Source organism: Sphingobium sp. WTD-1, assembly GCF_030128825.1.
Taxonomy (GTDB): domain Bacteria; phylum Pseudomonadota; class Alphaproteobacteria; order Sphingomonadales; family Sphingomonadaceae; genus Sphingobium.
Genome location: NZ_CP119127.1, coordinates 4,496,684 through 4,520,868, shown reverse-complemented (window position 1 = coordinate 4,520,868; position 24,185 = coordinate 4,496,684). Strand labels below are relative to the sequence as shown.

Below are 24,185 nucleotides of genomic sequence, written 5' to 3'. Positions count from 1 at the left end.
CTTCGATCAGCTATCGTCGCGCCATTCGTGAAAGGGGCGGATTTCGATCTCGCTAGGGCCGGGCATGGGGTTGGGGCAGCGCTTCACCCAGGTGACGGCTTCGTCCATGTCGGCGACCTCCCAAAGCCAGAAGCCCGCGACCAGTTCGCCGACCTGAGGGAAGGGGCCGTCGATGACGCGGCGCGCTGTTCCGTCGAAGGCGATCCGCTTGCCGTAGGAAGAGGGGCGCAGCCCGTCGGCCATGCGCAATATGCCGGCTGCGTCCAGTTCGTCGTTGAAGCGGCCCATCGCTGCCATCATTTGAGGATCGGGCGGGCCACCCGCTTCGCTGTCCTGCGTCGCCTTTACCAGCACCAACACGCGCATCGGTCGTCTCCCTGTCGGACGATAGGAGGATAAGCGAAAATGGCCGATTGCGGTAGGCGCGGTGACATCGCCGATCGGCTGATCAAGTGGCTCCATTCGATCTGGAATGGTGCGTCTTAACCTTTTGGAAAGGCACGGGCTGTGAAATGAGTTCGGGGACTACGGGGCCGTATAAATGCTGAAAAAAATCCGCATCCAGGACGTGAAACTGGGGATGTTCTTGCACAAGCTGGAAGGGTCGTGGTTTTCCCATCCCTTCTGGAAGCGCAAGATGCTGCTCGATGATCCCGAGCAACTGGCGGATCTGCATGCCAGCAAGGTCGAATGGGTAATGATCGATGTGTCGCGCGGTGCGGACGTGGCACCGGTTCAGCCGGCGCCATCGCGCGTGGTGTCGATCAGCGAACCGCGCGAACGTGTGTTCGGTCGGGCCGGGGCGACGATCGCGCGCCGGGCCGCGCCGCCGCCGATTGAGCGACCGTTCGATCCCCTGTCCAAGGACCGGTTGCCCATCCGCGCCGAAATGGTCCATGCGCAGCGGCTGGCGCGCAAGTCGGGCCGCACCATGCGCAAGCTCTATGAGGATGTGCGGCTGGGCAAGGCCGTGAAGGCGGCCAAGCTGGAGTCGATGGTCGAGGAAATCTCCAGTTCCGTGCAACGGAACCCGCATGCCTTCATGGCGATCACGCGGATGAAGAATAGCGGCGAATATCTCTATCAGCATGCGCTGTCGGTCTGTGCGCTGATGATCGGCCTTGCGCAGCAGATGCACCTGTCGCCCGACGATATCCGCAAGGCGGGTCTGGCCGGCTTGCTGATGGATATGGGCATGGCGCATGTGCCGCAGGAAGTGTGGGACAAGGATGCGCCGCTGACGCCGGAGGAATGGGACGTGGTCAAGAGCCACACCACGCTGGCGCATGAATTCCTGACCCTGGGCGGGGAAATGCCGGCGGAAGTGCTGGACGTCTGCCTCAACCATCATGAGCGGTTGGACGGCAGTGGTTATCCCAATGGCCTGGCCGGCGAGCAAATAGGGATGTTCGCGCGCATGGCCGCGATCTGCGACAGCTATGATGCCATGACGTCAACGCGGCTGCATCGGAGCGGGGATGATCCGTCGCGGGCGTTGCTGAAGATTGACGAAGATGCCGGCACGCTGTTCGACGCCGACGTCTTCCAGGCGTTCCAGCGCGCGGTCGGCATCTATCCGATCGGGTCGCTGGTGCGGCTGCGATCGCATCGGCTCGCGATCGTGGTCGAACAGAATCCCGATGATCTGACCCTCCCCAAGGTCCGACCCTTTTATTCGCTGGCCGACCGGGCGTTCGAGAAGAGCGAGGACATTGATCTCGGCAATTGCTTCGGCGCGGACCAGATCATCACCCGCGAAACGCCTGAAGGCTGGGACATGAGCGAGTGGCCGGCGATGAGTGCCAAGCTGTTGGCGGTGGCCGGCTGAGGCAGGCGGATCAGATCGGGCTGGCACCCAGCGTGTCGGCCCAACGATCCCGGCCCGCCTTCAATGTGCGGTTGCGGGCATGGCCGATTTCGGTAGCATCCCATTGTTCGAGAACTTCAAATTGAAACGCGACTTCGCCATGGGTCGTCCAGGCCCGCTGGAGCGTGGCGCGTTGATCCTGTCCCAGTCGCAGGGTGAACCAGAGCCGGTTCTGGATGGTCGCCAGATTGGGGGCGCTGCCGATCCAGAGCTGTTGGGTGGGCAAGCATCGGATCGCATAGATGCCGCAAGCGACCTTGCGTTCCCGATAGGCGTCGATAGCCGCTTTGCGTTCGCTTTCCTGCATGGGGCATGCCCTCCTTATGAGGAGGCTTCTTAATATTACCCGGATATAATATCAATCTCTTTCAATCCGGGTAATATTGTGAAACGCCTTATTCAAGCGCCAGCAGGGCGAAGCTGGCCAGCCAATGTTCCCCCATATAGTCGCCGGCTATGTGGGGGAGCGCGGCGTCGAGATGGGCGATCGCCGCCTGCTCGGCGATCGGCGCGATCGGCGCGTCGGCGCCCAGCGCGGCGGCGATGCCGCGCCAGCACCAGGCGCGGCTGAGGTTGAGGCCGTCGAGATGGGCGATCTTGCCGTCGCTGCGATCCGACACGGTGGCCGGGGTGAACAGGGTGGCCGGCTGGCCGGCCAGAAGATCGGGCAGGAAGGCGCCGAACCAGCCCGCAAATTCGCTGCGCGAGAGCAACCGGCTCATCAGCAGTGCTTCGGTGAGGGCCGAGGAGAGAAACTCGTCGCCGCCCGGTTCCCAGGCCTGGCAGGCGCGGTCCTGGCCGAACCAGGCAAGCGCGCGCTCGCGGATCAGCGCCTGGAGCGCGGGGTCGCGGTCCTTGGCCCAGTCATAAGCGTGGATCAGCGCGAAGCTGCTGTTGAAATGGGTACCGACGCGCAGCGGATAGGTCATTTTCGGCAGGAAGGCGTGGAAGCGCGCGGCGAAGTCGAGCGCCAGCGGCTCGATCGCGGCGGCCCAGGGCCCGTCCTGTCGGGCGAGTTCGGCATGGAGCGCGAGCAGCCAGGCCCAGCCATAGGGGCGCTCGAACCCGCCGGCGGTCGGGCGAGTGAGAAAGGCACGTTCGCCCGCGACCTTGTCGGGCACCAGCATCATGTCGGCGCGGGCGCGGATCGCATCGGCCTGGGCCATGTCGGGGTAGAGGCGGCGCAGGCGCATCACCTGCCACCAGCCATGGACGCAACTGTGCCAGTCATAGCTGCCGTGGAAGATCGGATGATGCTCCGCCGGAATGCGCGCATCCTCCGGCCCCTGATAGGTCAGGTCCATCTTGTAGGGATATTGCCGCCCCAGATGGGACAGGGTGAGGGCGGCGAAACGGTCGGCAATGTCTTGGGAAAGTCGGGTCATCGGAAGGCCAGCCAATAGATCAGGAGGATGTTGACGCAGAGCAGGGGGAGGGCGGTGCCGACCTGGCGGCGGATCACGCCATATTCATCCTTGAGCTGCAGCAGCGCGGCGGGGAGGAGGTTGAAATTGGCGGCCATCGGCGTCAGCAATGTGCCGCAGAAGCCCGCCAGCATGCCGATCGCGCAGATGATCGCCGGATCGCCATGATATTGGTGGATCAGCAGCGGAATGCCGATCGCGGCGGTCATCACCGGGAAGGCCGCGAAGGCATTGCCCATGACGATGGTGAAGAGCGCCATGCCGAGGCCATAAGCGATCACCGCGCCGAGCAGGCTGCCATCGGGAATGGCGAGGCGGACGATGCCGCCGACGACATCGCCGACGCCGGCAAGCGCGAACACCGCGCCCAGGCTGGCCAGCATCTGGGGCAGGATCGCCACCCAGCCGACTGAGTCCATCAACTGCCGCCCCTGTTGCAGGGCGACGATCGGCCGGGCGCGCAGCCAGGTGCAACCGATGCCGAGCGCGATCAGGACGCCCAGCGCCAGCGAGATGAGGGTAGTCTGCTTGGGATCGATCCAGGCGGGGAACGCCTTGAACAGGAAGGTGCCGGCCAGCGCGGTGACGGGGATGACCAGGGCGATGGCGAACAGGCCATTGCCATGCCGATCGGCCCGCGCCTGGCGCTCGTCCAGCGGCACGCCGCCGCTGCCGCGCCCCAGCCCCTTGAAGCCGGCAATGGCGACGAGGCCGAGGACGAGGACGCCATTGCCGATGTCGCCGATCCGGTCGCCCGCCCACATGCTGAGCGCCAGCAGTGCCCAAAAGGCGGCGGTGGTGAAGCGGCGCGGATTGCTGCGGTCGGCGGCGCCGAGCAGGGCATAGCCGGCGAACACCGCGCCCATCAGCGCATAGACCCAGTGGAGGGTGATCATGCGGCGTGCTCCGGTCCCTTGGCACCCTGCGCGTTCAGCCGGCGGTCGAGCCGCCACAGGCGAAAGCCGTGGATCAGCAGCGCGGCAATCGCGGTCGGGATCGCCCAGACCGAGAGCTGGAGCGGTTCGAGCAAGATGCCATATTGCTCCAGCAGCCCCTTGATCAGCAGGATCGATCCGATGGCGAGGAAGATATCCTCGCCAAAGAAGACACCGACATTGTCGGTCGCGGCGGCCCAGGCCTTGATCTCGTCGCGCTGCTCCTCATCGAGCGCGCCGGCCTGCTTCTCGGCGGCGGCTTCGGCGATCGGGGCGACCAGCGGGCGCACGGTCTGGGCATGGCCGGCGACCGAGATCAGGCCCATGGCGGCCGAAATCTGGCGGGCGACAAGATAGAAGAGGAGGAAGCGGCCGGTGGTGGCGCCGCGCATCCGGTCAATGAGGCCGCGCGCCCGTTCCTGAAGCCCATGCGCTTCGAGCAGGCCGATCACCGGCAGCACGACCCAGACGACCGAGACATAGCGTGAGTCGTTGAACGCCTTGCCGAAGGCGGCGAGGATGGTGAGCGGATCGAGCCCGGCGGCAAGGCCGGTGGCGATGGCCGAGGCGAGGATCACCAGCAGCGGATTGAAGCGCAGCACGAAGCCCGCGACGATCAGGGCGATGCCCAGCAACACCCACATCAGTCGTTCGCGTCCCGCAGTCGTCCGTCCGTCATCGTGACGGGGTAGCGGCAATGCAGGCCGCTGGCCATAGGCGGTTGAAATCCGGTACGATGGCCGCATCGGTCGCACCGGACCGTCGGTTCGCATCTTTTCCGAAAATCCTGATGGCCAATGACATCGGCCTGACATAGTTGGAGGAGACAGGGGCGTATCAGACGTGGACGGCCAGACCCAAAAATGGGGCGGACGTGGAATTATTCGGAGAGAGCCTTTGACCATCATGGCGATCGATTTCGAGGCGTCGTGCCTGCCCCGGCACGGACGATCCTTCCCGATCGAAGTGGGCATAGCAGGCGGCGGCATTGCCCGCAGCTGGATCATTCGACCTCATGCAGCCTGGGCCGGCTGGGACTGGACCGCCGAAGCCGAGGCGCTGCACGGCCTGTCGCGCGCCCGGATCGAGGCGGAAGGTGAACCGGCCGATGTGGTGCTGGCGCAGTTGGCGGCGGCAGTGGCCGGCAGCCGCGTGGTCGCCGACAGCGTGATCGATCAATATTGGCTGCAGACGCTGGCCGATACGGAGTCGGTGGTGGCGCCGTTCGCGATCGATCATGTCTCATTGTTGCTGGATGAGTGGGGCGCGGACGAACCGCGGATCACGGCGGCCATGGCCCATGCCGATGCGCAGCACCCCGCGCGGCACCGCGCCGTGGCCGATGCGCTGTGGCTTTCCGGGCTGATCGAGGCCCTGTCGGGGGCGGCGCGGCCGCTTCAGGCCAGTCCGGTGATCGCAAGGGTCGCTTGACGGCATGCTGCGGCACAGCAATAATTTGTAACGTTCGGCATATTGGGGAGACATTCTCCCTGCCTAAACCCGTCGGAAGGATCCCGCTTATTGCTGGATATGTCTGTTTCGAAGGGAAGTTCCCATGTTGCCGATCCTTGCCAGTGTTGCGGCGCTCGCCGCTTCCTCCACCCCGATCCACAGCGCCGAACTGACCCACGGCGCCCAGGCCTATACGGCCAGCTATCACACCGCATCGTCGGTGCGCTTCACCCAGGTCGAGCCGCGCTTCGGCAATCGCAATGCCATCCCGGTCTGCCGCTGGCAGGCTGATGTGCGCGTGGACCGCGCCGTCGCGGCCCAGGGCCAGTCGGTGCCGGCCTTCGGCAAGGCGGTCCATCGCTTTGCCCCCCTGTCGGGCAGCTATGCCGGCACCTGCGCCGCCGCCCGCAGCCAGGTGGATGCCGAGGTCGCCCGCTATGCCGGCGCCCGCAATGCCGAGGCCGTGTCGGTCGCGCAGCAGGACCGCGCCGTGCTGGTGAATGAACTGGACAGCGTGCGCGCGCTGACCGTGAAGGGCTGATGAGTCCACCGCTGATACTGGTCGCCGAGACGCAGCAGGATTTGCGGCACAGGGTGCGGGAATTCCTGGAGCAGAGCGGGTTTCGCGCTCTGCCCGCCGCCTCGTCGAGCGATATTTTCAATGCCATGGACCGGATGCCGGTCGGCGCGGTCGTGCTGGATGCGGGGCTGCGCGGGCCGGACGGCATGGACCTGTGCCGCGACGTGCGCGAGCGTAGCGACGTGCCGATCATCCTGGTCGGCGCCGACAGCAGCGAGGTCGACCGGGTGGTCGGCCTGGAACTGGGCGCCGACGATTACATGGCCAAGCCCTATTCGACCCGCGAACTGGCGGCGCGGCTGCGCGCCGTGCTGCGGCGCGGGCGGAGCGAGCGGGCGCTGGGTTTGCGACGCCAGACTCAGGCGCGCTTCGACGACTGGGTGGTCGATTTCGCCCGGCGCGAAGTGACCGACCCGGCCGGCGCGCTGGTCGAACTGACGGCAGCGGAGTTTTCGCTGCTCGCCGTGTTGCTGGATCATGCCCAGGCGGTGATTGCCCGTGCGCGGCTGATGGAACTGGCCGGGGTGCGCGACGCGCCCTCGTCCGACCGCAGCGTGGACGTGCTGGTCAGCCGCTTGCGGCGCAAGCTGTCCCATGAAGGACGGCCCGCCCCGATCGTGACTGTTCGTGGCGTCGGATACATGTTCAGCGCGGTCGTCGACCGGCGCTGACCCCCAGAAAAGGCGCGCTGATGGCGGTTTTCCGCCATTTGGCGCGCCTGTCGGGCGCTTTGCATCCCAGACATGATTTTTAACAATTCCGCTGCGCCGCAGCAAAATCGGCTGCGTATTTTGCAAGCTAGGCCGGTCCGCCCCCTGACCGGCAACGCCATAGCAATAAGAGGATGAAAGCCATGAACGAGCTTATCGGTCGTGTATTCAGTTTCGAGACCAAGGTCTTCCCGAACGAAAGCACGCTCTACAATCAGCTGGCCAGCCATGGTCAGAGCCCCAAGGCACTGATGATCTCCTGCGCCGACTCGCGCATCGTTCCCGAGCACATCATGCAGGCCCAGCCGGGCGACCTGTTCGTCTGCCGCAATGCCGGCAACATCGTGCCGCCGCATGACAGCCAGCTGGGCGGCGTGACCGCCACAGTCGAATATGCCGTGATGGTGCTGGGCGTGCGCGACATTATCGTGTGCGGTCATAGCGACTGCGGCGCGATGAAGGCGCTGGCCACCGACGCCGACCTGACCGGCATGCCCAATGTCGCTGCCTGGCTGCGCCACAGCCATGCCGCGCAGAAGCTGTGCCGCGAATCCTATCCTGCCGACCTGGATGCCGCTGAAAAGCTGCGCAACATGGCGCTGGAAAATGTCGTCGTGCAGCTGTCGCACCTGCGCACCCATCCGTCGGTCGCGTCGGGCATCGCCCGCGGCGAGATCGCCCTGCATGGCTGGTATGTCGACATTCACGCCGGCCAGGTCCTGGGCCTGGACGGCGAAACCGGCCGTTTCTCGGTGCTGCGTGAAGGGCAGAAGCTGCCCGTGGCGCTGCCGCATGGGCGTCGTCTGGCCGGCGAATCGCTCATCGCACAAGCTGCGGAGTAAATCATGTTGAAGGCCTTTTCCGGCGGCACGTTCAGCCGCGACTTCACGGCGTCGATCGTCGTGTTCCTGGTGGCCATGCCGCTGTGCATGGGCATCGCCATTGCCTCCGGCGTGCCGCCGGAAAAAGGCCTGATCACCGGCATCATCGGCGGCCTGGTCGTCGGCCTGCTGGCGGGTTCGCCGCTGCAGGTCAGCGGTCCGGCGGCCGGCCTTGCGGTCATCGTCTTCGAAATCGTGCGGGAACAGGGGCTGTCGGCCCTTGGCCCCATCCTGATCCTGGCAGGCGCGATCCAGATCGTTGCCGGCCTGCTGAAGGTGGGTGGCTGGTTCCGCGCCATTTCGCCGGCGGTCGTGCATGGCATGCTGGCGGGCATCGGCGTGCTGATCGTCGTCGGCCAGTTCCATGTGTTGTTCGATGACAAGCCGCTGTCGAGCGGCCTGCACAATCTGATCGCGATGCCGGGCCAGATATTGGGCCTGACCAATCAGGACGCGGCCACCGCCTTCGCTGTCGGCCTGGTCACCATCGGCGCGATGCTGGGCTGGGAGAAGTTCCGCCCTGCATCGATGAAGCTGGTGCCGGGTGCGCTGGTCGGCGTGGTCGCCGCGACGCTGGTCGCCTTCGCGCTCGGCCTGCCGGTCGCCCGTGTTGTGGTGCCGGAATCGATCCTGTCCGCCATCAGCCTGCCCGAGCAGGGCCTGCTGGCGCAGCTGATGAGCCCGACCATCATCACCACCGCCATCGCCATCGCCTTCATCGCCAGCGCCGAGACTTTGCTGTCGGCCGCGGCGGTCGATCGCATGCATGATGGCGTGCGCACCAATTACAATCGTGAACTGAGCGCGCAGGGCGTGGGCAACCTGCTCTGCGGCTTTGCCGGCGCGCTGCCGATGACCGGCGTCATCGTCCGCTCGTCCGCCAACGTCCAGGCCGGTGCCAAGACCCGCCTGTCGGCGATCCTGCATGGCGCCTGGATCCTGGGCTTCGTCGCCCTGCTGCCCTGGCTGCTGCGCGAAGTGCCGATGGCGGCCCTGGCCGGCATCCTGGTCGTGACCGGCTTCCGTCTGGTCAGTCTGTCGCACGTCAAGCATCTGTTCCATCTTTATGGTCCGTTGCCGGCGATCGTGTGGGCCGCGACGCTGATCTGCGTCGTCGCGACCGACCTGCTGACCGGCGTGCTGGTGGGCATCGGCCTGTCGCTGATCGAACTGATCCCCCATGCCAGCCGCCTGCGCCTGGGCGTCGAGGAAGCCAGCCGCGGCGATGCGCATGAAGTGGCGCTGCACGGCACGGCAAGCTTCCTGAGCCTGCCCAGGCTGTCGGCCAAGCTGGAATCGGTGCCGGCGGGGCAGCTGGTCATCCTCAACGTCGAGCGCCTGACCCATATCGACCATACCTGCGCCGAAATGGTGCGCGAATGGGCGGATCGCCGCACCGGCGCGGGCGCGAGGGTGGAGCTGTTCGGCGCGACCGGACGGATGCGCCAACTCGTCGCCTGACACGAGCCTGCATGACAGAAAAGCCGCCGCATCCCCGGATGTGGCGGTTTTTTCATGTTCAGATGCAATTTGGACACCAAATAGAAACAATGTGAACGGTCTTTGGAAAAGAACCGTGATTGCTATATCACAGCGCTCCTCTTCCCTTGTGCAGATGCGAAGATAGAGGTTTGCGCTGGCGGCTGGCAAGAATAGGCCAATAGACATCCGCCGGTACGGAAGACGATTTCAAACAGATCTTCGGGCCGCGGATGCAGGACGGAACATTCTTTCGTAAAAGGGGAATGTTCATGAAGTATCAAATCGCTTGTGCCGCTCTGGCTCTGATGTCGAGCGCGCCGGCTTTCGCCCAGGAAGAACCCGCAGGTCCGGTCACCGTATCCGGCAGCGTTGGCCTGGTTTCCGATTATCGCTTCCGTGGTGTGTCGCAGTCCGACAAGGGCATGGCGGTTCAGGGCGGTATCACCCTCACGCACGAGAGCGGCGCTTACGCCGGCACCTGGGCCTCGAACCTGTCGGGCTGGGGCACCTTTGGTGGTTCCAACATGGAACTGGACCTGTTCGCCGGTTACGCCATTCCGCTGGGCGGCGCGACGCTGGACGTCGGCCTGACCTGGTACATGTACCCGTCGGGTGCCAACAAGACCGATTTCGCCGAGCCCTATGTCAAGCTGTCGAGCGAACTGGGTCCGGTAAAGGGTCTGGTCGGCGTGGCCTACGCTCCCAAGCAGCAGGCGCTGGGCAAATGGTGCAGCGACGCGGCATGCACGATCGCCAATCCGGGTGACAAGGAAGATAATTTCTATGTCTGGGGTGACGTCAGCGGCGGCATTCCCAACACGCCGGTGACGCTCAAGGCCCATGTCGGCTGGTCGAACGGCAATAGCGGCCTGGGTCCGAACGGCACCAGCCTGGCCCCGACCGGCAAATATCTCGACTATATGGTCGGTGCCGACGTCGCCATTCCGGGCACCCCGCTGACGCTGGGCGTTTCCTACGTCGATACCGACATCGCTCGCGTCGAGGAAAATTACATCCGTCCCAACTTCTCGGATGCGGATGGCTCGTCGATCGCGCGCGGCAAGGTGGTCTTCTCGCTGACCGCCGCCTTCTGATCCTGTCGGCCGGGCCTGCTTATGCAGGCCCGCCATGACCCTGTCTTGTGCCGCCGGCCTGTCCCTGCCGTGACAAATTGTTGCTACGTCCCCTGGGAAGTGTTTCGGCAGCAAGCTGCGGTTGACCCTCCACCGGGCGCTGCTTATCTCCCAACATCATGAACAGCCTGATGTTGCTCCGCGCATGACCGCCCCCTCGATCATCCTTGTCGAAGACGATCCGCCGCTCCGCACGCTGACGGCGCGGGCGTTGCAGGAACATGGCTATCAGGTCCGTCCGGCCTCGTCCGGTCCGGAAATGTGGGTGGCCTTCGATGCCGGCCCGGTCGACCTGGTCGTTCTGGACGTCATGCTGCCCGGCACCAACGGCATCGACCTGTGCCGCCAGATCCGTCGCAAGAGCGACGTGCCCATCATCTTCATCAGCGCCAAGGGCAGCGAAACCGACCGTATCGTCGGGCTGGAACTGGGCGCCGACGATTATCTGCCCAAGCCCTTCGGCACGCGCGAACTGATCGCCCGCATCCGCGCCATCCTGCGCCGTGTCGGCGTGGAACGTGGCCCGGACGAGCAGCGCGAGAATGAAGCGCGCTTCGACGGCTGGATCGTCAACTTCCCGCGTCGTGAACTGCGGTCGCCGACCGGCGCGATCGTCGACCTGACCGGTGCCGAGTTCGACCTGCTGGGCAGTTTCCTCAGTCATCCGCAGCGGGTGATCGCACGCGAACGGCTGATCGAATTGTCGCGCACCCGCATGGGCGACAGCAGCGACCGCAGCATCGACGTGCTGGTCAGCCGCCTGCGCCGCAAGCTGTCGACCGAGGACCGGCCTGCGCCGATCACCACGGTGCGCGGCGTCGGCTACATGTTCAACGCGGAAGTCGCGCGCGCTTGAGACGACAGCGGTTCAGCCGGTCGCTCGGGCTGGTCGGCCGCATCTTCGGCATATTGCTGCTGACCGTCCTGCTGGAATTCGTGGTGGGCACGCTCATCTATGAGCGCGCCAGCCATTTGTCGCTGCAGGATGACGAGGCGCGCCGCCTGGCCGAACATCTGGTGATCGCGCGCAAGCTGGTGGCCAAGGCGCCGGTCAGCCAGCGCGGCGGGGTCAGCGCGCAACTGACCACCGACCGCTATGACATCCACTGGACGCTGGCCGCGCCGCCGCCGCCGCCGCTGTCGCCCGAACTGGCGCGGATGCGGCAGCAGATCGTCGACTGGGAACCCAGCCTGCATGAATCGCGGCTGTGGCTGCGGCTCAATTCGCCCGGCCGTTCCTCGCAGATCAATGGCGGGCTGCAACTGGCGGATGGCAGCTGGCTCTATTTCGGCATGCATCATAGCGGCGGCAAATGGGCCTTCACCTTCGGCCGCTTCGGCCTGGCGCTGATCCCGGTGCTGGCGCTGCTGATTGCGGGCGGCGTGCTGATCCGGCGGACATTGGCGCCGCTGCGCGACCTCACTCATGCGACCAAGCGGATCGGCCTGGCGCAGCAGGTGGCGGTGGCGGAAGCGGGCACCAATGATGTGCGCAACCTGATCCGTGCCTTCAACGCGATGCAGACCCGCATCCATCGCCTGATCAACGAGCGGACCGAGACGCTGGCGGCGGTCGGTCATGATATGCGCACGCCACTCGCCCGGCTGCAATTGCGGCTGGAAGCAGTGGACGATCCTGAAATCCGCGAGGCGATGGGCGAGGATCTGGCCGAAATGGGCGAGATGATCGAGTCCGTGCTGGCCTTTCTGGGCGGCGAGAAGAATCCCGAACCGGCGGTGCGGATCGATGTCGCGGTCACGATCGCGACGGTGGTCGACGCCTTCCAGGATCATGGCGACGATGTGATCTATGACGGGCCGGATCATCTGGAGATGGAGGTTCGCCCGCTGTCGCTGCGCCGCGCCGTGCGCAACCTGATCGAGAATGCGCTCCATTATGGGGTGCGTGCGCGGGTCAGCGTTGCGCGGCACGATAATGAGGTGCTGATCCGCGTCGATGATGATGGCCCCGGCATTCCGCGCGACCGGCTGGAGGAGGTGCTGAAACCCTTCCACCGGCTCGATACGGCGCGCCAGCGCAACACCCGCGGCATGGGGCTGGGCCTGGCCATCGTCGCCAAGACGGTCGAGCAGGAGGGCGGCCGCCTGACGCTGGCCAACCGGCCCGAGGGCGGGCTGCGCGTCGAAATCTGCCTCTATCTGAACAGGCCGGAAGCCAAGGTCTGATCGGCCTCCCGGCGCGTTCGGCAAAGAGAATCTCGCTACCCCCAAGCAAAACTCGTTTATCCTGGCGCGCAGACGCGGGTTATTCCGGTTGCCCATCGGACAAGAGGCGCAGGGAATGGCGGACGGCGATATGCAGGGTGAAGGCGTAGGCTATTGGGATCTGGACCGGCTGGTCACGGACCTGGCCGCCGCGCGCAGTCGCTGGCGGCAGGAACAGCAGCATCATGCCGAATATGGCGCCGAAGGCTTCCCGTCGCGCGCCAATCTGGTGAAGATCACCGGCGCGCTGTGCGGCGCGCTGTTCCCGCTGCGGCTGGGGCCGAGCTTCGTGCGGTTGCACAATGAGGACGCCTATGTCGCCGAGACGCTGCAGACCGTGCTCAGCCGCCTCTATGGCCAGATCAGGCTCGAACTCATCTACGCGATGAAGGACGACCCGATTACCGCAGTCGACGCAGCGGCAGCGCGGATCATCGGCGAATTCGCCCACAGCCTGCCGGCGCTGCGCACATTGCTCGACAGCGATGTCGAGGCGGCCTTCCTGGGCGATCCGGCCGCGCGCAGCGTGGACGAGGTGCTGATCTGCTACCCATCGATGCTGGCGATCATTCATCATCGGCTGGCGCACCGCCTCTATGAACTGGGTGCGCCGCTGGTGGCGCGGATCATTTCCGAGATCGCCCATTCCCATACCGGCATCGACATCCATCCCGGCGCACGCATCGGCCACGGCTTCTTCATCGATCATGGCACCGGCGTCGTCATCGGCGAGACAGCGATCGTCGGCGATCGGGTGCGGCTCTATCAGGGCGTGACGCTGGGCGCGCGCAGCTTCCCCTCGGACGAGAAGGGCGCGCTCGAAAAGGCGCAGCCGCGCCATCCGATCATCGAGGATGATGTCGTCATCTATGCCGGCGCGACGGTGCTGGGCCGGATCATCATCGGCAGCCGCTCGGTCATCGGCGGCAATGTATGGCTGACCGAAAGCGTGCCGGCCGACAGCAATGTGCGCCAGGCCAAGGCCCGGCATGAGGTGACCAGCCGGGTGGAAGTGTCGGCCCCGCACCGCGTCCATGCGCTGCTGGAAAGCACGGATGGGATCGGCGAGAATATCTGAACTCAAAGGCCCGAAATTGTCCATTTCGAACCCGGCGAAATATCGGATGTAATTGATCCATATCGGACCGAACCGGTTGAGAGCCGCGGCAATGATCCATAGGATTATGGATGACGGTATAGCCGGCATCCAGGGTCGCTGCGCTTCGTTGCAATATAATTTGCCGATCATCCGTCACGTCGTCCAATTTCTCGTGGGGAGGTGGGCCGTGACTTGGTTTTTTAAATTGCGGCAGATGGTCAGCAGAATCCTGCTGGGCAATCCGGGTGAGACGTCGGCGCGGCCCTGCCAGAATCAGCGCCAGATTGTTGATGCTTATGGGCAGTGTATTGCCGTGCTGCTCGCGTCGACCAAGACCTATGTCGAGCATAAGTTGAGCCTGTTAGCTGACGCGGATCCACGCCGGTCGTCTGTCGAAAAGTGCCTGTCCAGGATTAGGGAACTGGACCAGTCATTCGAAGCGACCCGCAAAGCCGCAGCGGCAGCCCGGCTTAAGGGCGGTGATCCGGAGATTGGCGGCGAGCCGATCCAGGCATTCGAACATTATGTCGAGATTGATGCGCAGATGATCGCGATCATCCCGGATGATTTTCTGGTGGCGCGTCGCTGGGTCTTGCTCGACCGGATGCGGCGGATCGCGCCCCAAAAGGCGCTGATCGAACATGAGGGGTCGCTGCCACCATCGATGGACAAGGATTTGCGGGAGGATGCCGACAAGATACGGGCTGATCTGTTGAGCCTGTCCACCTATATGCAACAACTCTATGTTCTCAACAGCCGCCGCGAGGAGACATTGGCATCGGTCAAATGGTGGTTGTTCTCGCGCAGCGTTGCTGTTGTGCTGATGATTGCCGTCATCTTCCTGCTGGCCACGACAACTGGGCCGCGCTGGTCATGGTGGCGCGAATTGCCCTGGATGCCCACGGCGATGGCCGTCCTTTTCCTGACCGGCATGATCGGCGCAGTGGTCAGCATCAGTCGGAAGTTCCAGGATATAGGCGGGCAGAATATCCTGGTTGCTGATCCCTTCAACGAATTGGTTTCGCTCAATTTCAGCCGGGAGAGCGTGGCTTGCTCCATCATGGCGGGCGGCGTCTTCGCCATGGTCCTTTATCTGGTGGTGATATCCGGATCGGCCGCCGCGATGGGGCTGGACCTGCGTTTTTTTCCCAGCCTGACGGCGCAACGCACGATCATTGATCTGCCAGCCGAAAGCGGCGCGGCCGCGACCAACAGGATGCAGGAGACGAAAAGGCCGGAAACCTCCTCGAAGCCCGTACCTGGCGCGAGGACCGAGCCGGAGGCGCCGGCCACCGGCAGGCTGTCCTATGTCCTGCGCGCGCCCGACCATGTGCCCGGTGGCATCGCCAGATTGTCTAAGGCACTGGGCTTTTTCTACGATGCCGACATATTGCGGATGATGTTGCTGGCTTTCATCGCGGGCTTTGCCGAGCGGCTGGTGCCGGACTCGATCGACCGGCTGGTGCGCAAGGAGAAGGCGGTGAAGGATGCGGCGGTCTGAGCCGATCGACACATGCGCGAATGAGGACGCCTCCCACCATCAAAGGGGGGAGGCGTCGAAGCCGGATCGGGCGAGACGATCTCGCTGGCTGCCGGCTTATTGCCCGGCGCAGCTATCGCCATTGCCGGCGACCAGATCGAGGCAGCGGCCGTCAATCTGGTCCTTGGGCACGGGCAGCTTGATCAGCGCGGCGAGGCTGGGGAGGATGTCCACCGTCTCGACGCCCAGCGGCTGTTCGAAATGCTGCATGCCCTTGCGCCAGAAGAGGATCGGGACGCGGCGGTCCGTATCCCAGGGCGAGCCATGGGTGGCGACCGACCCCTTCACCGCCTGTTCGGGGATCGACATGACACGCGGCTTGAGCAGCAGCAGCAGGTTGCCCGAGCGGCTGGGGTAGAAGCTGGCGCGCGCTTCCTGGATCAGGCTCCAGCTTTCGGGCGGGCCCGAGGGCGAGGGGGTGGCGGCGATTTCCGCCTTGGTGAAGACGGTCTGCACCTGCGGATGGGCGCGCAGATATTTGAGCGCCTCGGTCTCGACCCTGGCGCGCTGCGCGGCGGTCAGCCCCTTGTCATAATAGATGTCGCCCGACGGGCCGTCGCTCCAGATCACCTTCTTGCCGGGCAGGCCGGCCTTCTCGGCGATGGTGGCATTGAGCGCCTTGGGCGTCAGCGCCATGTCGACCCGCTGTTCCATCGGCATGGCGTTCATGCGGTGGCGTTCGGGCAGGTCATGGCCGCCATGGTCGGCGGTCAGCACCACGACATAGTCGATGCCGTCCTTGTCGAGCTTGTCGAAGAAGGCGCCGAGTTCGGTGTCGAGCCGGTCGACCTGGATGCAGCTTTCGGTACCTTCGGTGCCGAAGGTGTGGCCGACATAGTCGGTCGCCGACAGGCCGATCGAGATGATGTCGGTCTGCGCCTGCTTGCCCAGCTGCATGCTCTCGATTGCGGCGGCGGCGAAGGCCAGGGTCATCGCATCCTGCTCGGGCGAAATGCGGAAGCCCTTATAGTCGCCCGCGTCACGCGCAAAGCGGCCGGTGCCCACGGTGCGGTTGCCGGCCTGGACCGGGAAATCCTTCGACACGCACTGGGCGGGCAGCTCGAAGCCGGCATTGGGCTGGGCGAGGCGCTGGGCAAAGGCCTGATTGACCTTGGTGACGAGCGGGGTGGGGGCGACACCCTTGTAGCTGACATAGCCCTGCGGCCCGCCGAGCCACCAGACCTGGTCGGCGGTCGCGCCACCCATCATGATCGCGGCGCGATCCTTGCCCGCGACCGATACGACGCGGGTGGCGGGATTGGCCGCCTTCATCCGGCCGCCCAGCGTCGGCACCTTGAGATGCAGGGGCGAGGCTTCATATTTGTCGCTGCTGCTGCCCGGCTGGCTTTCATCCTCGGCGCAATAGAGATTCTTGTCCTCGCGCTTGGCGTCGAGGTCGAACCAGTTATTGGCGATGATGCCGGTGCGCGACGGGCGGCTGCCGGTCAGGATGGTCGAGTGGCCGGGGCAGGTCTCGGTCGCGGCGTGGCTCTGATAACCGCGCGGGAAGACCGCGCCTTCGCTGGTCAGGCGCTTGAGGCCGCCGGTATAATATTGGCGATATTCGCTGAACAGGTCGGCCGAAAACTGGTCGACCGAGATGGCGACGATCAGCTTGGGCGGAGTCGCGGCAATGCTGCGGGCGGCCGGTGCAGGAGCGGCTGCAGGCGCGGGGCTCTGCGCCACGACGGGCATGGCGGTGGCAAGCAACAAAGCGGCGGCGACTCTTTTGAACATATTCTATGACCTTCTCATGCCTTGACGGCGGATAGGGAGCGACCTAGCCCCCTTGCATCCACGCGACCAGAGGCCCGATGCGGATTTTTCAAGTCATATTCATGACGCTCGCCATGCTGGCAGGGCTGTCGATCGCACCGCCGGCGGTGCAGGCGCAGGCCGCATTCGGTGGCGGCCCTGCGCATATCGCCGCGCAGCTGATGGCCGAAAGCGCGGCGCCCGCGCCCGGCAAGGGCACGACCATCGCCTTTGCCATGAAGCCGGAAAAGGGCTGGCACGGCTATTGGGAAAATCCGGGCGATGCGGGCCTGGGCATGACCGTGACCTGGACCCTGCCCAAGGGCGTGACGATCGGCGCGCTGCGCTATCCGGTGCCCGAGACGCTGCTGATTTCCGGCCTGATGAACCATGTCTATGAAGGCCCCTATGCGGTGCTCGCCAATCTGGGCGTGGCGCCGGACGTGGCGGCCGGCACGCATCTGCCGATCCGGGTGAAGGCCGAATGGCTGGCCTGCACGGACAAGATATGCGTGCCGGAAAGCGGCGAACTGGCGCTGGAACTGGTGGCGGGCGATGGCAAGGTCGTGCCGGCGATGCAGGCGCGCTTCGATGGCTGGCGCGGCCATCTGCCCCGGCCGCTGGGCAGCGAGGCGACCTATCAGATCGTCGATGGCAAGCTGCGCCTGTCGGTGCCGTTCCCCGCCGATGCGCAGGCGCGCGACGTTCATCTCTTCCCGCTAAGCGACGGGCTGGCCCGCTTCGCCGCCGCGCAGAAGATCAGCCGCGAAGGCGACCGGCTGCTGGTCGAGACCGAGGCAGGCGAGGGCTTCAAGGGCGGCGCTGCGCAGGCGGTGCTGCGGACCGGCGACCATGTCGGCTTCCTGCTCACGGCCAAGCCCGGCGAGGTCGCGGCGATCGCGCCCAAGGGGCTGGCGGGCACGATCCTGCTGGCGCTGGGCGGGGCGATTTTGGGCGGGCTGCTGCTCAATGTCATGCCCTGCGTCTTCCCGATCCTGGGATTGAAGGCACTGAGCCTGGCCAAGGCGGGTGGCGACGAACGGGCGGCGCGGCGCGAGGCGCTGGCTTATGGTGCGGGCGTGATCCTGGCCTGTCTGGCTTTGGGTAGCCTGCTGCTTGGGCTGCGCGCCGCGGGCAGCGCGGTCGGCTGGGCGTTCCAGTTGCAGGACCCCCGCATCATCCTGACGCTGCTGCTGCTCGTCAGCGCGATCGCCTTCAATCTTGCTGGCCTGTTCGACCTGCCGGCCTTTGGCGGCGGTGGCCAGCTGGCAGGGAAGGGCGGCATGATCGGTGCCTTCTGGACCGGGGCGCTGGTTGCCCTCGTCGCGACGCCCTGCACCGGGCCGTTCATGGGTGCGGCGATGGGCACGGCGCTGGTGCTGCCCTTGGGCGCGGCGCTGGCGATTTTTGCCGGCCTTGGCCTCGGTCTGGCGCTGCCTTTCCTGCTGCTCGCCTATCTGCCTGCGCTGCGCAATCGCCTGCCGCGTCCCGGCGCATGGATGGGCCGGTTGCAGCGCATATTGTCGATCCCGATGTTCCTGACGGCGCTGGGCCTTGCCTGGCTGCTGGGGCAGCAACGCGGTGTCGGTGGCATGACCATTGGGCTTGGCGCGGCGCTGATGCTGGTGCTGCTGCTCTGGTGGCTGGGCATGCGCCAGCGGGCCGGGCGCGGCGGCTGGTTGCAGGTCGGCCTCGGCACGGCGGTCCTGCTGGTCGGTGCGGCGATGGCGTTGCCTGCCCGCGCGCCAGCGGTTACGGCAGCGGGCGAAGGTGCCGTCGTCGCCTTCGACGCGGAAAAGCTCGACGGGCTGCGCGCCGCGAACAAGCCGGTCTTCCTCTATTTCACCGCCGACTGGTGCCTGACCTGCAAGGCCAATGAGGCCGCCGCGATCGAGCGGGCGGAGGTGCGCGCGGCGTTCGAGAAGGCGGGCGTCACCGTCATGATGGGCGACTGGACCAATGCCGATCCGGCGATTACCCGCTTCCTCGAAGCGCAGGGCCGTTCGGGCGTGCCGCTCTACCTCTGGTACGCACCGGGCAAGGAGGCCCAGACATTGCCGCAGCTACTGACCCCGTCGACCCTCACCGGACTGGTGCGCTGATGGCCAAGATTCGTGCCGACCAGTTGCTCGTCGACAATGGCCTTGCGGAAAGCCGGGCGCGGGCGCAGGCGCTTATTCTCGCCGGCCTGGTCTATCTGGGCGACAAGAAGGTCGAGAAGGCGGGGCAGCAGGTGCCCGACGATGCCGAGATGGACGTGCGCGGGCGCGACCATCCCTGGGTCTCGCGCGGCGGCATCAAGCTCGCTCATGCGATTGACGAATATGGCATCGACGTCACCGGCTTTGTCGCGATCGACGTCGGCAGCTCGACCGGCGGCTTCACCGACGTGCTGCTGAGCAAGGGCGCGGCCAAGGTCTACGCGGTCGACAGCGGCACTAACCAGCTCGCCTGGAAGCTGCGCTCCGACGATCGCGTCATCGTCCATGAACAGACCAGCGCCCGCATCCTGACCGACGCCCATATAACCGAGCCGGTCGACATCATCGTGTGCGACGCCAGCTTCATCAGCCTGGCCAAGGTGCTCGAAAAGCCGATCGGCTTCGCCCGGCCCGGCGCGCAGCTGGTCGCCCTCATCAAGCCGCAGTTCGAGGCAGGGCGCGAGGAAGTGGGCAAGGGCGGGGTAGTGCGCGATCCCGCCATCCACCAGCGCGTCTGCGACGAAGTCGCTGCCTGGGTCCGTGAGAAGGGCTGGGAAGTGCTTGGAATCACGACCAGTCCGATCACCGGGCCACAGGGCAATGTCGAATTTCTGATTCATGCACGGCTTGGCGGATAATCGCGCCAGCTTCGTTACCCGCCCTGCGATACATTTTGACACATTCCATGCGGTTGTGTCCGTCACAAAGGCCCGTTAGCCCCTCGTCATGCGCTCGACCCTGCCTGTCATTCTCGTTGCCCTTTGTCTTGCCGGTTGCGGCGGGGAGAAGGAAAAGAAAGCTCGCCCGCCAGCCTTGGTGGAGGCGGTGGCGATTGCGCCCACCCGCTTTACCGACAATGTCGAGGCGGTCGGCACCGCGCTCGCCAATGAGCAGGTGGTGCTGTCCGCACCGGTGACCGAGCGGATCGATGTGCTGAACTTCACCGATGGCGGTTTCGTGTCCAAGGGGCAGGTGATCGCCCGCATGGCCGTGGGCCAGGAAAAGGCCGAGCTGGCTGCGGCCGAGGCGACCGCGCTGCAGGCCGACCAGCAGTTGAAGCGCATCCAGGCGCTCAAGTCGCGCGGCTTTGCCACCGGCGCCACGGTCGAGCAGCAGATTGCGCTCGCCAGCAGCGCCCGCGCCAATGCCGACCTCGCCCGTGCCGGCATCGGCGACCGCACCATCCGCGCGCCCTTCGGCGGCTGGGTGTCGCTGCGCACCGTATCGCCCGGCGCGGTCATCACCGCCGGCACCGCGATCGCCACGGTCAGCGATATTTCGCGGATCAAGCTGGACTTCACCGTGCCCGAGACGCGCCTGTCGATGATCCGCGAGGGCATGCCGATCAAGGCCGTGTCCGCAGCCTGGCCCGATCGGCCGTTCAACGGCACGATCGCGACGATCGATCCCGTGATCGATCCCGCCACCCGCGCCGTGCGCGTCCGTGCGATCATGCCCAATCCCGACAAGGCGCTGAAGCCCGGCATGCTGCTGACGGTCAGCGTCTTCTCGCGCGAGCGCCAGTCTCTGGGCGTGCCCGAACTGGCCGTGATCGGCGATGGCGACGAACGCTTCGTCTTCGTGCTGGAGGGGCGCACCGCCAAGCGGACCAAGGTCGAAACCGGCATCCGCCAGAACGGCCTGGTCGAGATATTGGGCGGCGTGAAGGCCGGCCAGCACATCGTGACCGAAGGCGTGGTGAAGTTGACCGACGGCGCGCCGGTGCGCCTGGCCGGCGACAAGAAGGGTGATGACGACAAGGGCGGCAAGGCCGCCAAGGCCGCCGGCTAAGCCGATGCAGCTTTCCGATCTCTCGGTCCGCCGGCCGGTCTTTTCGGCGGTGGTCGCGGTGCTGATGTGCATCGTCGGCCTGGTCGGCTATTTCAGCCTGTCGGTCCGCGAATATCCCGATACCGATCCGCCGATCGTCTCGGTCGAAACCACCTATACCGGCGCCGCCGCGTCGGTGGTGGAAACCCGCATCACCCAGCAGATCGAGGATGCGGTCGCGGGCGTGCAGGGCATCCAGACCATCACCTCGACCTCGCAGGACGGCACGTCCAACATCAATATCGAGTTCGATCCCTCGCGCGACATCGACAGCGCCGCCAATGACGTGCGCGACCGTGTCGGGTCGGTGACGCAGGATCTGCCCGAGGATGCGCTGGCCCCGGAGATTCGCAAGGTCGATTCCGATGCGCGGTCGATCCTGTTCCTCGCCTTCTCGCGCCCCGGCTGGTCGCCGATCCAGATCAGCGACTATCTCGACCGCAACATTGCCGACCGCTTCGCCGCGATCGATGGCGTCGCCCGCGTCACCATCGGTGGCGAGGCGCGTCCGTCGACCCGTATCTGGTTCAATGCGGAAAAGCTGGCCGCCTTCGGCCTGACCCCGGCCGATGTCGAGGCGGCGCTGCGCACCCAGAATGTCGAACTGCCCGCCGGCCGCTTTGAATCGAAGGACCAGAACCAGACGCTGCGCGTCGAGCGGCCCTTCGCCACGCCGGACCAGTTCGCGCAATTGGTCGTGGGCCGGGGCGAGGATGGCTATCAGGTGAAGCTGGGCGATGTTGCCCGGATCGAGGAAGGGGCCGAAAACCCCTATAGCAGCTTCCGTTCCAACCAGGGCACGGCGATCGGCATCGGCATCATCCGCCAGTCGGGCGCCAACACGCTGGAAGTGGCGCAGAAGGCCAAGGCGCTGATCAAGGAACTGGAGCCGACCCTGCCCAAGGGCATGCGCGTCGCTATCGGCACGGACGAATCCCTGTTTATCGAACGCGCGATCGACAATGTCTATGACACGCTGATCGAGGCGGCTCTGCTCGTCATCCTCGTCATCTTCCTGTTCCTGGGATCGGTGCGCGCGACGATCGTGCCGGCCGTGACGGTGCCGATCTGCCTGCTCGCCACCTGCGCGGTGATGTGGTTGCTCGGCCTGTCGATCAACCTGCTGACGCTGCTCGCCTTCGTCCTCGCCATCGGCCTGGTGGTCGACGACGCGATCGTGGTGCTGGAAAATGTCTATCACCGCGTCGAGCAGGGCGAAGATCCGCTGGTCGCCGCCTATCTCGGTACGCGGCAGGTGGGCTTTGCCATCATCTCGACCACTCTGGTCGTCTGCGCCGTGTTCGTGCCGGTCATGTTCCTCGCCGGCCAGACCGGCCTCTTGTTCCGCGAACTTGCCATCGCGATGATCGCGGCGATCGGTTTCTCGGGCTTCATATCCTTGAGCCTCGCGCCGATGCTCTGCTCCAAGCTGCTCAAGAATGCCGAGCGTGGCCGGCTGGCGCGCTGGGTGGACGATCGCTTCCAGCGGATCGAGCATGGCTATGGCCGCTGGCTCGACTGGACCTTGAAGAAGCCGCTGATGCCGCTGCTGGGTGTCGCGATCTTCCTGGGGGTCGCCTTCTTCCTCTTCACCCGCCTGCCGGCCGAACTGGCTCCGGCCGAGGATACCGGCGTGGTCGAGGCCAATATCAACGCGCCCGAAGGCACCGGCTTCGACCGGATGATGGCCTATATGCAGAAGATCGAGAATGATCTCGCCTTCCTCCGCAAGGACGGCACGCTGCAGAATCTGGTGATCCGCACACCATCGGGTTTTGGCACCACCGACGATTATAATGGTGGCAACGTCATTGCCTTCCTGCGCCCCTGGGAAGACCGCACCATCACCACGGCGGAAGTCGCGACCATCATCAACAAGGTGATCGCCGACCAGCCTGGCGTGCGCGGCAATGCGGCGCCGCGATCGGGCCTGGGCCGTGGTCGCGGCCTGCCGGTCAATATCGTGCTGGCCGGCTCCACCTATGAAGGGCTGGTGGCCGCGCGCGACCGTATCATGCTGGCGGCGGCGAGCTATCCGGGCCTCATCAACCTCGACAGCGATTACAAGGAAACCAAGCCGCAGATGCGGATCGAGACCGATCTGCAGCGCGCCGGCGACCTGGGCGTGTCGGTGAACGATGTCAGCCAGGCGCTGCAGAGCCTGCTCGGTTCGCGCCGCGTCACCACCTATGTCGATCGCGGCGAGGAATATCGCGTGCTGGTGCAGGCGGAGCGCGAGGGGCGCGAGACGCTCGCTGATCTGGAACGTATCCAGGTGCGCAGCCGCAGCGGCGTGCTGGTGCCGCTGTCGGCGGTCGTGACCGTGCGCGAAGTGGCCGGGCCGCGTCAGCTCAACCGTTACAACAAGCTGCGCGCCATCACCCTGACCGCCGCGCTGGCGCCGGGGACGTCGCTGGGGCAGGGGCTCGCCTTCCTGGAGGATCAGGCGCGCCAGTCGCCCGAGGTGCTGGCGATCGGCTATCGCGGCGAAAGCCAGTCGCTGCGTGAGACCGGCGGGTCGATCTGGATCGTCTTCGGCCTCACCATCCTGATCGTCTATCTGTTGCTCGCGGCCCAGTTCGAAAGCTTCATCCACCCCGGCGTCATCATCGCGACGGTGCCGCTGGCGGTGGCCGGCGGCGCGCTGGGCCTGGCGATCACCGGCGGGTCGATCAACCTTTACAGCCAGATCGGCATCGTCATGCTGGTGGGCCTGGCAGCCAAGAACGGCATCCTGATCGTCGAGTTCGCCAACCAGTTGCGCGACGAGGGGATGGAGATTGCCGAGGCGATCCGCGAGGCGGCCAAGCGGCGTCTGCGCCCGATCCTGATGACGTCGATCGCGACCGTCATCGGCGCGGTGCCACTGGTGCTGCGCGGCGGGGCCGGTGCGGCGGCGCGCCATTCGATCGGCGTGGTGATCGTGTTCGGCGTCAGCCTGGCGACGCTCATCACCCTGTTCCTCATTCCCATTTTCTATTCGCGCGTTGCCAAGCGCACGGTTTCTCCGCAAACCGTTGGTCGCAAACTGGATTCGGCGCTCAAGGATTCGCCCGAACCCGCCGAATAG

21 protein-coding genes are annotated in these 24,185 nt (G+C 65.5%); 15 read left to right on the top strand and 6 right to left on the bottom strand.

The genetic code is table 11. The features are described from left to right. Positions 1-6: 6 nt before the first annotated feature. On the bottom strand, positions 7-366 hold the full coding sequence (locus tag N6H05_RS22455; RefSeq protein WP_284111760.1) for a YciI family protein: 360 nt from the start codon (positions 364-366) through the stop codon (positions 7-9). A gap of 175 nt (positions 367-541) precedes the next feature. On the opposite strand from N6H05_RS22455, the gene N6H05_RS22450 reads away from it, so the two are divergent. After that, a complete protein-coding gene (locus N6H05_RS22450) occupies positions 542-1,828 on the top strand; it encodes a cyclic di-GMP phosphodiesterase (RefSeq protein ID WP_284111759.1) in 1,287 nt (428 codons plus the stop codon). A 10-nt stretch (positions 1,829-1,838) separates the two neighbouring features. Here the strand turns inward: N6H05_RS22450 and N6H05_RS22445 are convergent, their stop codons facing one another. The 4 genes from N6H05_RS22445 to N6H05_RS22430 form a co-directional block, all read right to left on the bottom strand. Further along, on the bottom strand, positions 1,839-2,174 hold the full coding sequence (locus N6H05_RS22445) for a GIY-YIG nuclease family protein (RefSeq protein WP_284111758.1): 336 nt from the start codon (positions 2,172-2,174) through the stop codon (positions 1,839-1,841). A gap of 88 nt (positions 2,175-2,262) precedes the next feature. After that, positions 2,263-3,252, bottom strand: a complete 990-nt coding sequence (locus N6H05_RS22440; protein WP_284111757.1) for a DUF2891 domain-containing protein — start codon at positions 3,250-3,252, stop codon at positions 2,263-2,265. Further along, a complete protein-coding gene (locus N6H05_RS22435; RefSeq protein ID WP_284111756.1) occupies positions 3,249-4,187 on the bottom strand; it encodes a DUF979 domain-containing protein in 939 nt (312 codons plus the stop codon). Before N6H05_RS22435 ends, N6H05_RS22440 begins: the two co-directional genes overlap by 4 nt. Further along, the gene (locus tag N6H05_RS22430; protein WP_284111755.1) at positions 4,184-4,870 is read right to left on the bottom strand and encodes a DUF969 domain-containing protein; all 687 of its coding nucleotides are present in this window, start codon (positions 4,868-4,870) and stop codon (positions 4,184-4,186) included. The genes N6H05_RS22435 and N6H05_RS22430 overlap by 4 nt, the downstream gene beginning before the upstream one ends. 262 nt (positions 4,871-5,132) lie before the next feature. Here N6H05_RS22430 and N6H05_RS22425 point away from each other — a divergent pair, with 262 nt between their 5' ends. The 10 genes from N6H05_RS22425 to N6H05_RS22380 all read left to right on the top strand — a co-directional run bounded on the left by N6H05_RS22425 (position 5,133) and on the right by N6H05_RS22380 (position 15,290). After that, positions 5,133-5,657 (top strand): hypothetical protein, encoded by a 525-nt coding sequence (locus tag N6H05_RS22425; protein WP_284111754.1) that lies wholly within the window; start codon positions 5,133-5,135, stop codon positions 5,655-5,657. Positions 5,658-5,781: 124 nt separating this feature from the next. Further along, the gene (locus N6H05_RS22420; protein WP_284111752.1) at positions 5,782-6,219 is read left to right on the top strand and encodes a hypothetical protein; all 438 of its coding nucleotides are present in this window, start codon (positions 5,782-5,784) and stop codon (positions 6,217-6,219) included. Then, positions 6,219-6,929: a winged helix-turn-helix domain-containing protein gene (locus N6H05_RS22415; protein WP_284111751.1), complete on the top strand. Its 711-nt coding sequence runs from the start codon at positions 6,219-6,221 to the stop codon at positions 6,927-6,929. The genes N6H05_RS22420 and N6H05_RS22415 overlap by 1 nt, the downstream gene beginning before the upstream one ends. Positions 6,930-7,111: 182 nt before the next feature. After that, complete coding sequence (locus N6H05_RS22410; RefSeq protein WP_004211075.1) at positions 7,112-7,810, top strand: carbonic anhydrase; 699 nt, start codon at positions 7,112-7,114, stop codon at positions 7,808-7,810. A gap of 3 nt (positions 7,811-7,813) precedes the next feature. Further along, positions 7,814-9,310 (top strand): SulP family inorganic anion transporter, encoded by a 1,497-nt coding sequence (locus N6H05_RS22405; RefSeq protein WP_284111750.1) that lies wholly within the window; start codon positions 7,814-7,816, stop codon positions 9,308-9,310. A 284-nt stretch (positions 9,311-9,594) separates the two neighbouring features. Continuing rightward, on the top strand, positions 9,595-10,425 hold the full coding sequence (locus N6H05_RS22400) for a TorF family putative porin (protein WP_284111749.1): 831 nt from the start codon (positions 9,595-9,597) through the stop codon (positions 10,423-10,425). 184 nt (positions 10,426-10,609) lie between these two features. Then, positions 10,610-11,320: a response regulator gene (locus tag N6H05_RS22395; protein ID WP_004211079.1), complete on the top strand. Its 711-nt coding sequence runs from the start codon at positions 10,610-10,612 to the stop codon at positions 11,318-11,320. Beyond that, positions 11,317-12,651 (top strand): ATP-binding protein, encoded by a 1,335-nt coding sequence (locus tag N6H05_RS22390; protein WP_010337002.1) that lies wholly within the window; start codon positions 11,317-11,319, stop codon positions 12,649-12,651. Before N6H05_RS22395 ends, N6H05_RS22390 begins: the two co-directional genes overlap by 4 nt. 115 nt (positions 12,652-12,766) lie before the next feature. Then, entirely contained in the window at positions 12,767-13,768 is a 1,002-nt protein-coding gene (gene epsC / locus N6H05_RS22385) for a serine O-acetyltransferase EpsC (protein WP_284111748.1), read from the top strand. Between the two features lie 208 nt (positions 13,769-13,976). Further along, positions 13,977-15,290: a hypothetical protein gene (locus tag N6H05_RS22380; RefSeq protein WP_284111747.1), complete on the top strand. Its 1,314-nt coding sequence runs from the start codon at positions 13,977-13,979 to the stop codon at positions 15,288-15,290. A gap of 96 nt (positions 15,291-15,386) precedes the next feature. Here N6H05_RS22380 and N6H05_RS22375 read toward each other — a convergent pair whose 3' ends face one another. Further along, positions 15,387-17,066 (bottom strand): alkaline phosphatase family protein, encoded by a 1,680-nt coding sequence (locus tag N6H05_RS22375; protein ID WP_284111746.1) that lies wholly within the window; start codon positions 17,064-17,066, stop codon positions 15,387-15,389. A gap of 77 nt (positions 17,067-17,143) precedes the next feature. Here N6H05_RS22375 and N6H05_RS22370 point away from each other — a divergent pair, with 77 nt between their 5' ends. From N6H05_RS22370 to N6H05_RS22355, 4 genes are all read left to right on the top strand, one after another. Then, a complete protein-coding gene (locus N6H05_RS22370; protein ID WP_284111745.1) occupies positions 17,144-19,186 on the top strand; it encodes a protein-disulfide reductase DsbD family protein in 2,043 nt (680 codons plus the stop codon). After that, a complete protein-coding gene (locus N6H05_RS22365; RefSeq protein WP_284111744.1) occupies positions 19,186-19,923 on the top strand; it encodes a TlyA family RNA methyltransferase in 738 nt (245 codons plus the stop codon). Before N6H05_RS22370 ends, N6H05_RS22365 begins: the two co-directional genes overlap by 1 nt. Positions 19,924-20,011: 88 nt before the next feature. Continuing rightward, positions 20,012-21,076, top strand: a complete 1,065-nt coding sequence (locus tag N6H05_RS22360; RefSeq protein ID WP_284111743.1) for an efflux RND transporter periplasmic adaptor subunit — start codon at positions 20,012-20,014, stop codon at positions 21,074-21,076. Positions 21,077-21,080: 4 nt separating this feature from the next. Further along, positions 21,081-24,185: an efflux RND transporter permease subunit gene (locus N6H05_RS22355; protein ID WP_284111742.1), complete on the top strand. Its 3,105-nt coding sequence runs from the start codon at positions 21,081-21,083 to the stop codon at positions 24,183-24,185.

Coding starts and splice junctions, on each gene's coding strand:
- N6H05_RS22455 (WP_284111760.1), bottom strand. CDS start 366: ATGCGCGTGTTGGTGCTGGTAAAGGCGACGCAGGACAGCGAAGCGGGT.
- N6H05_RS22450 (WP_284111759.1), top strand. CDS start 542: ATGCTGAAAAAAATCCGCATCCAGGACGTGAAACTGGGGATGTTCTTG.
- N6H05_RS22445 (WP_284111758.1), bottom strand. CDS start 2,174: ATGCAGGAAAGCGAACGCAAAGCGGCTATCGACGCCTATCGGGAACGC.
- N6H05_RS22440 (WP_284111757.1), bottom strand. CDS start 3,252: ATGACCCGACTTTCCCAAGACATTGCCGACCGTTTCGCCGCCCTCACC.
- N6H05_RS22435 (WP_284111756.1), bottom strand. CDS start 4,187: ATGATCACCCTCCACTGGGTCTATGCGCTGATGGGCGCGGTGTTCGCC.
- N6H05_RS22430 (WP_284111755.1), bottom strand. CDS start 4,870: ATGTGGGTGTTGCTGGGCATCGCCCTGATCGTCGCGGGCTTCGTGCTG.
- N6H05_RS22425 (WP_284111754.1), top strand. CDS start 5,133: ATGGCGATCGATTTCGAGGCGTCGTGCCTGCCCCGGCACGGACGATCC.
- N6H05_RS22420 (WP_284111752.1), top strand. CDS start 5,782: ATGTTGCCGATCCTTGCCAGTGTTGCGGCGCTCGCCGCTTCCTCCACC.
- N6H05_RS22415 (WP_284111751.1), top strand. CDS start 6,219: ATGAGTCCACCGCTGATACTGGTCGCCGAGACGCAGCAGGATTTGCGG.
- N6H05_RS22410 (WP_004211075.1), top strand. CDS start 7,112: ATGAACGAGCTTATCGGTCGTGTATTCAGTTTCGAGACCAAGGTCTTC.
- N6H05_RS22405 (WP_284111750.1), top strand. CDS start 7,814: ATGTTGAAGGCCTTTTCCGGCGGCACGTTCAGCCGCGACTTCACGGCG.
- N6H05_RS22400 (WP_284111749.1), top strand. CDS start 9,595: ATGTTCATGAAGTATCAAATCGCTTGTGCCGCTCTGGCTCTGATGTCG.
- N6H05_RS22395 (WP_004211079.1), top strand. CDS start 10,610: ATGACCGCCCCCTCGATCATCCTTGTCGAAGACGATCCGCCGCTCCGC.
- epsC (WP_284111748.1), top strand. CDS start 12,767: ATGGCGGACGGCGATATGCAGGGTGAAGGCGTAGGCTATTGGGATCTG.
- N6H05_RS22375 (WP_284111746.1), bottom strand. CDS start 17,066: ATGTTCAAAAGAGTCGCCGCCGCTTTGTTGCTTGCCACCGCCATGCCC.
- N6H05_RS22370 (WP_284111745.1), top strand. CDS start 17,144: ATGCGGATTTTTCAAGTCATATTCATGACGCTCGCCATGCTGGCAGGG.
- N6H05_RS22365 (WP_284111744.1), top strand. CDS start 19,186: ATGGCCAAGATTCGTGCCGACCAGTTGCTCGTCGACAATGGCCTTGCG.
- N6H05_RS22360 (WP_284111743.1), top strand. CDS start 20,012: ATGCGCTCGACCCTGCCTGTCATTCTCGTTGCCCTTTGTCTTGCCGGT.
- N6H05_RS22355 (WP_284111742.1), top strand. CDS start 21,081: ATGCAGCTTTCCGATCTCTCGGTCCGCCGGCCGGTCTTTTCGGCGGTG.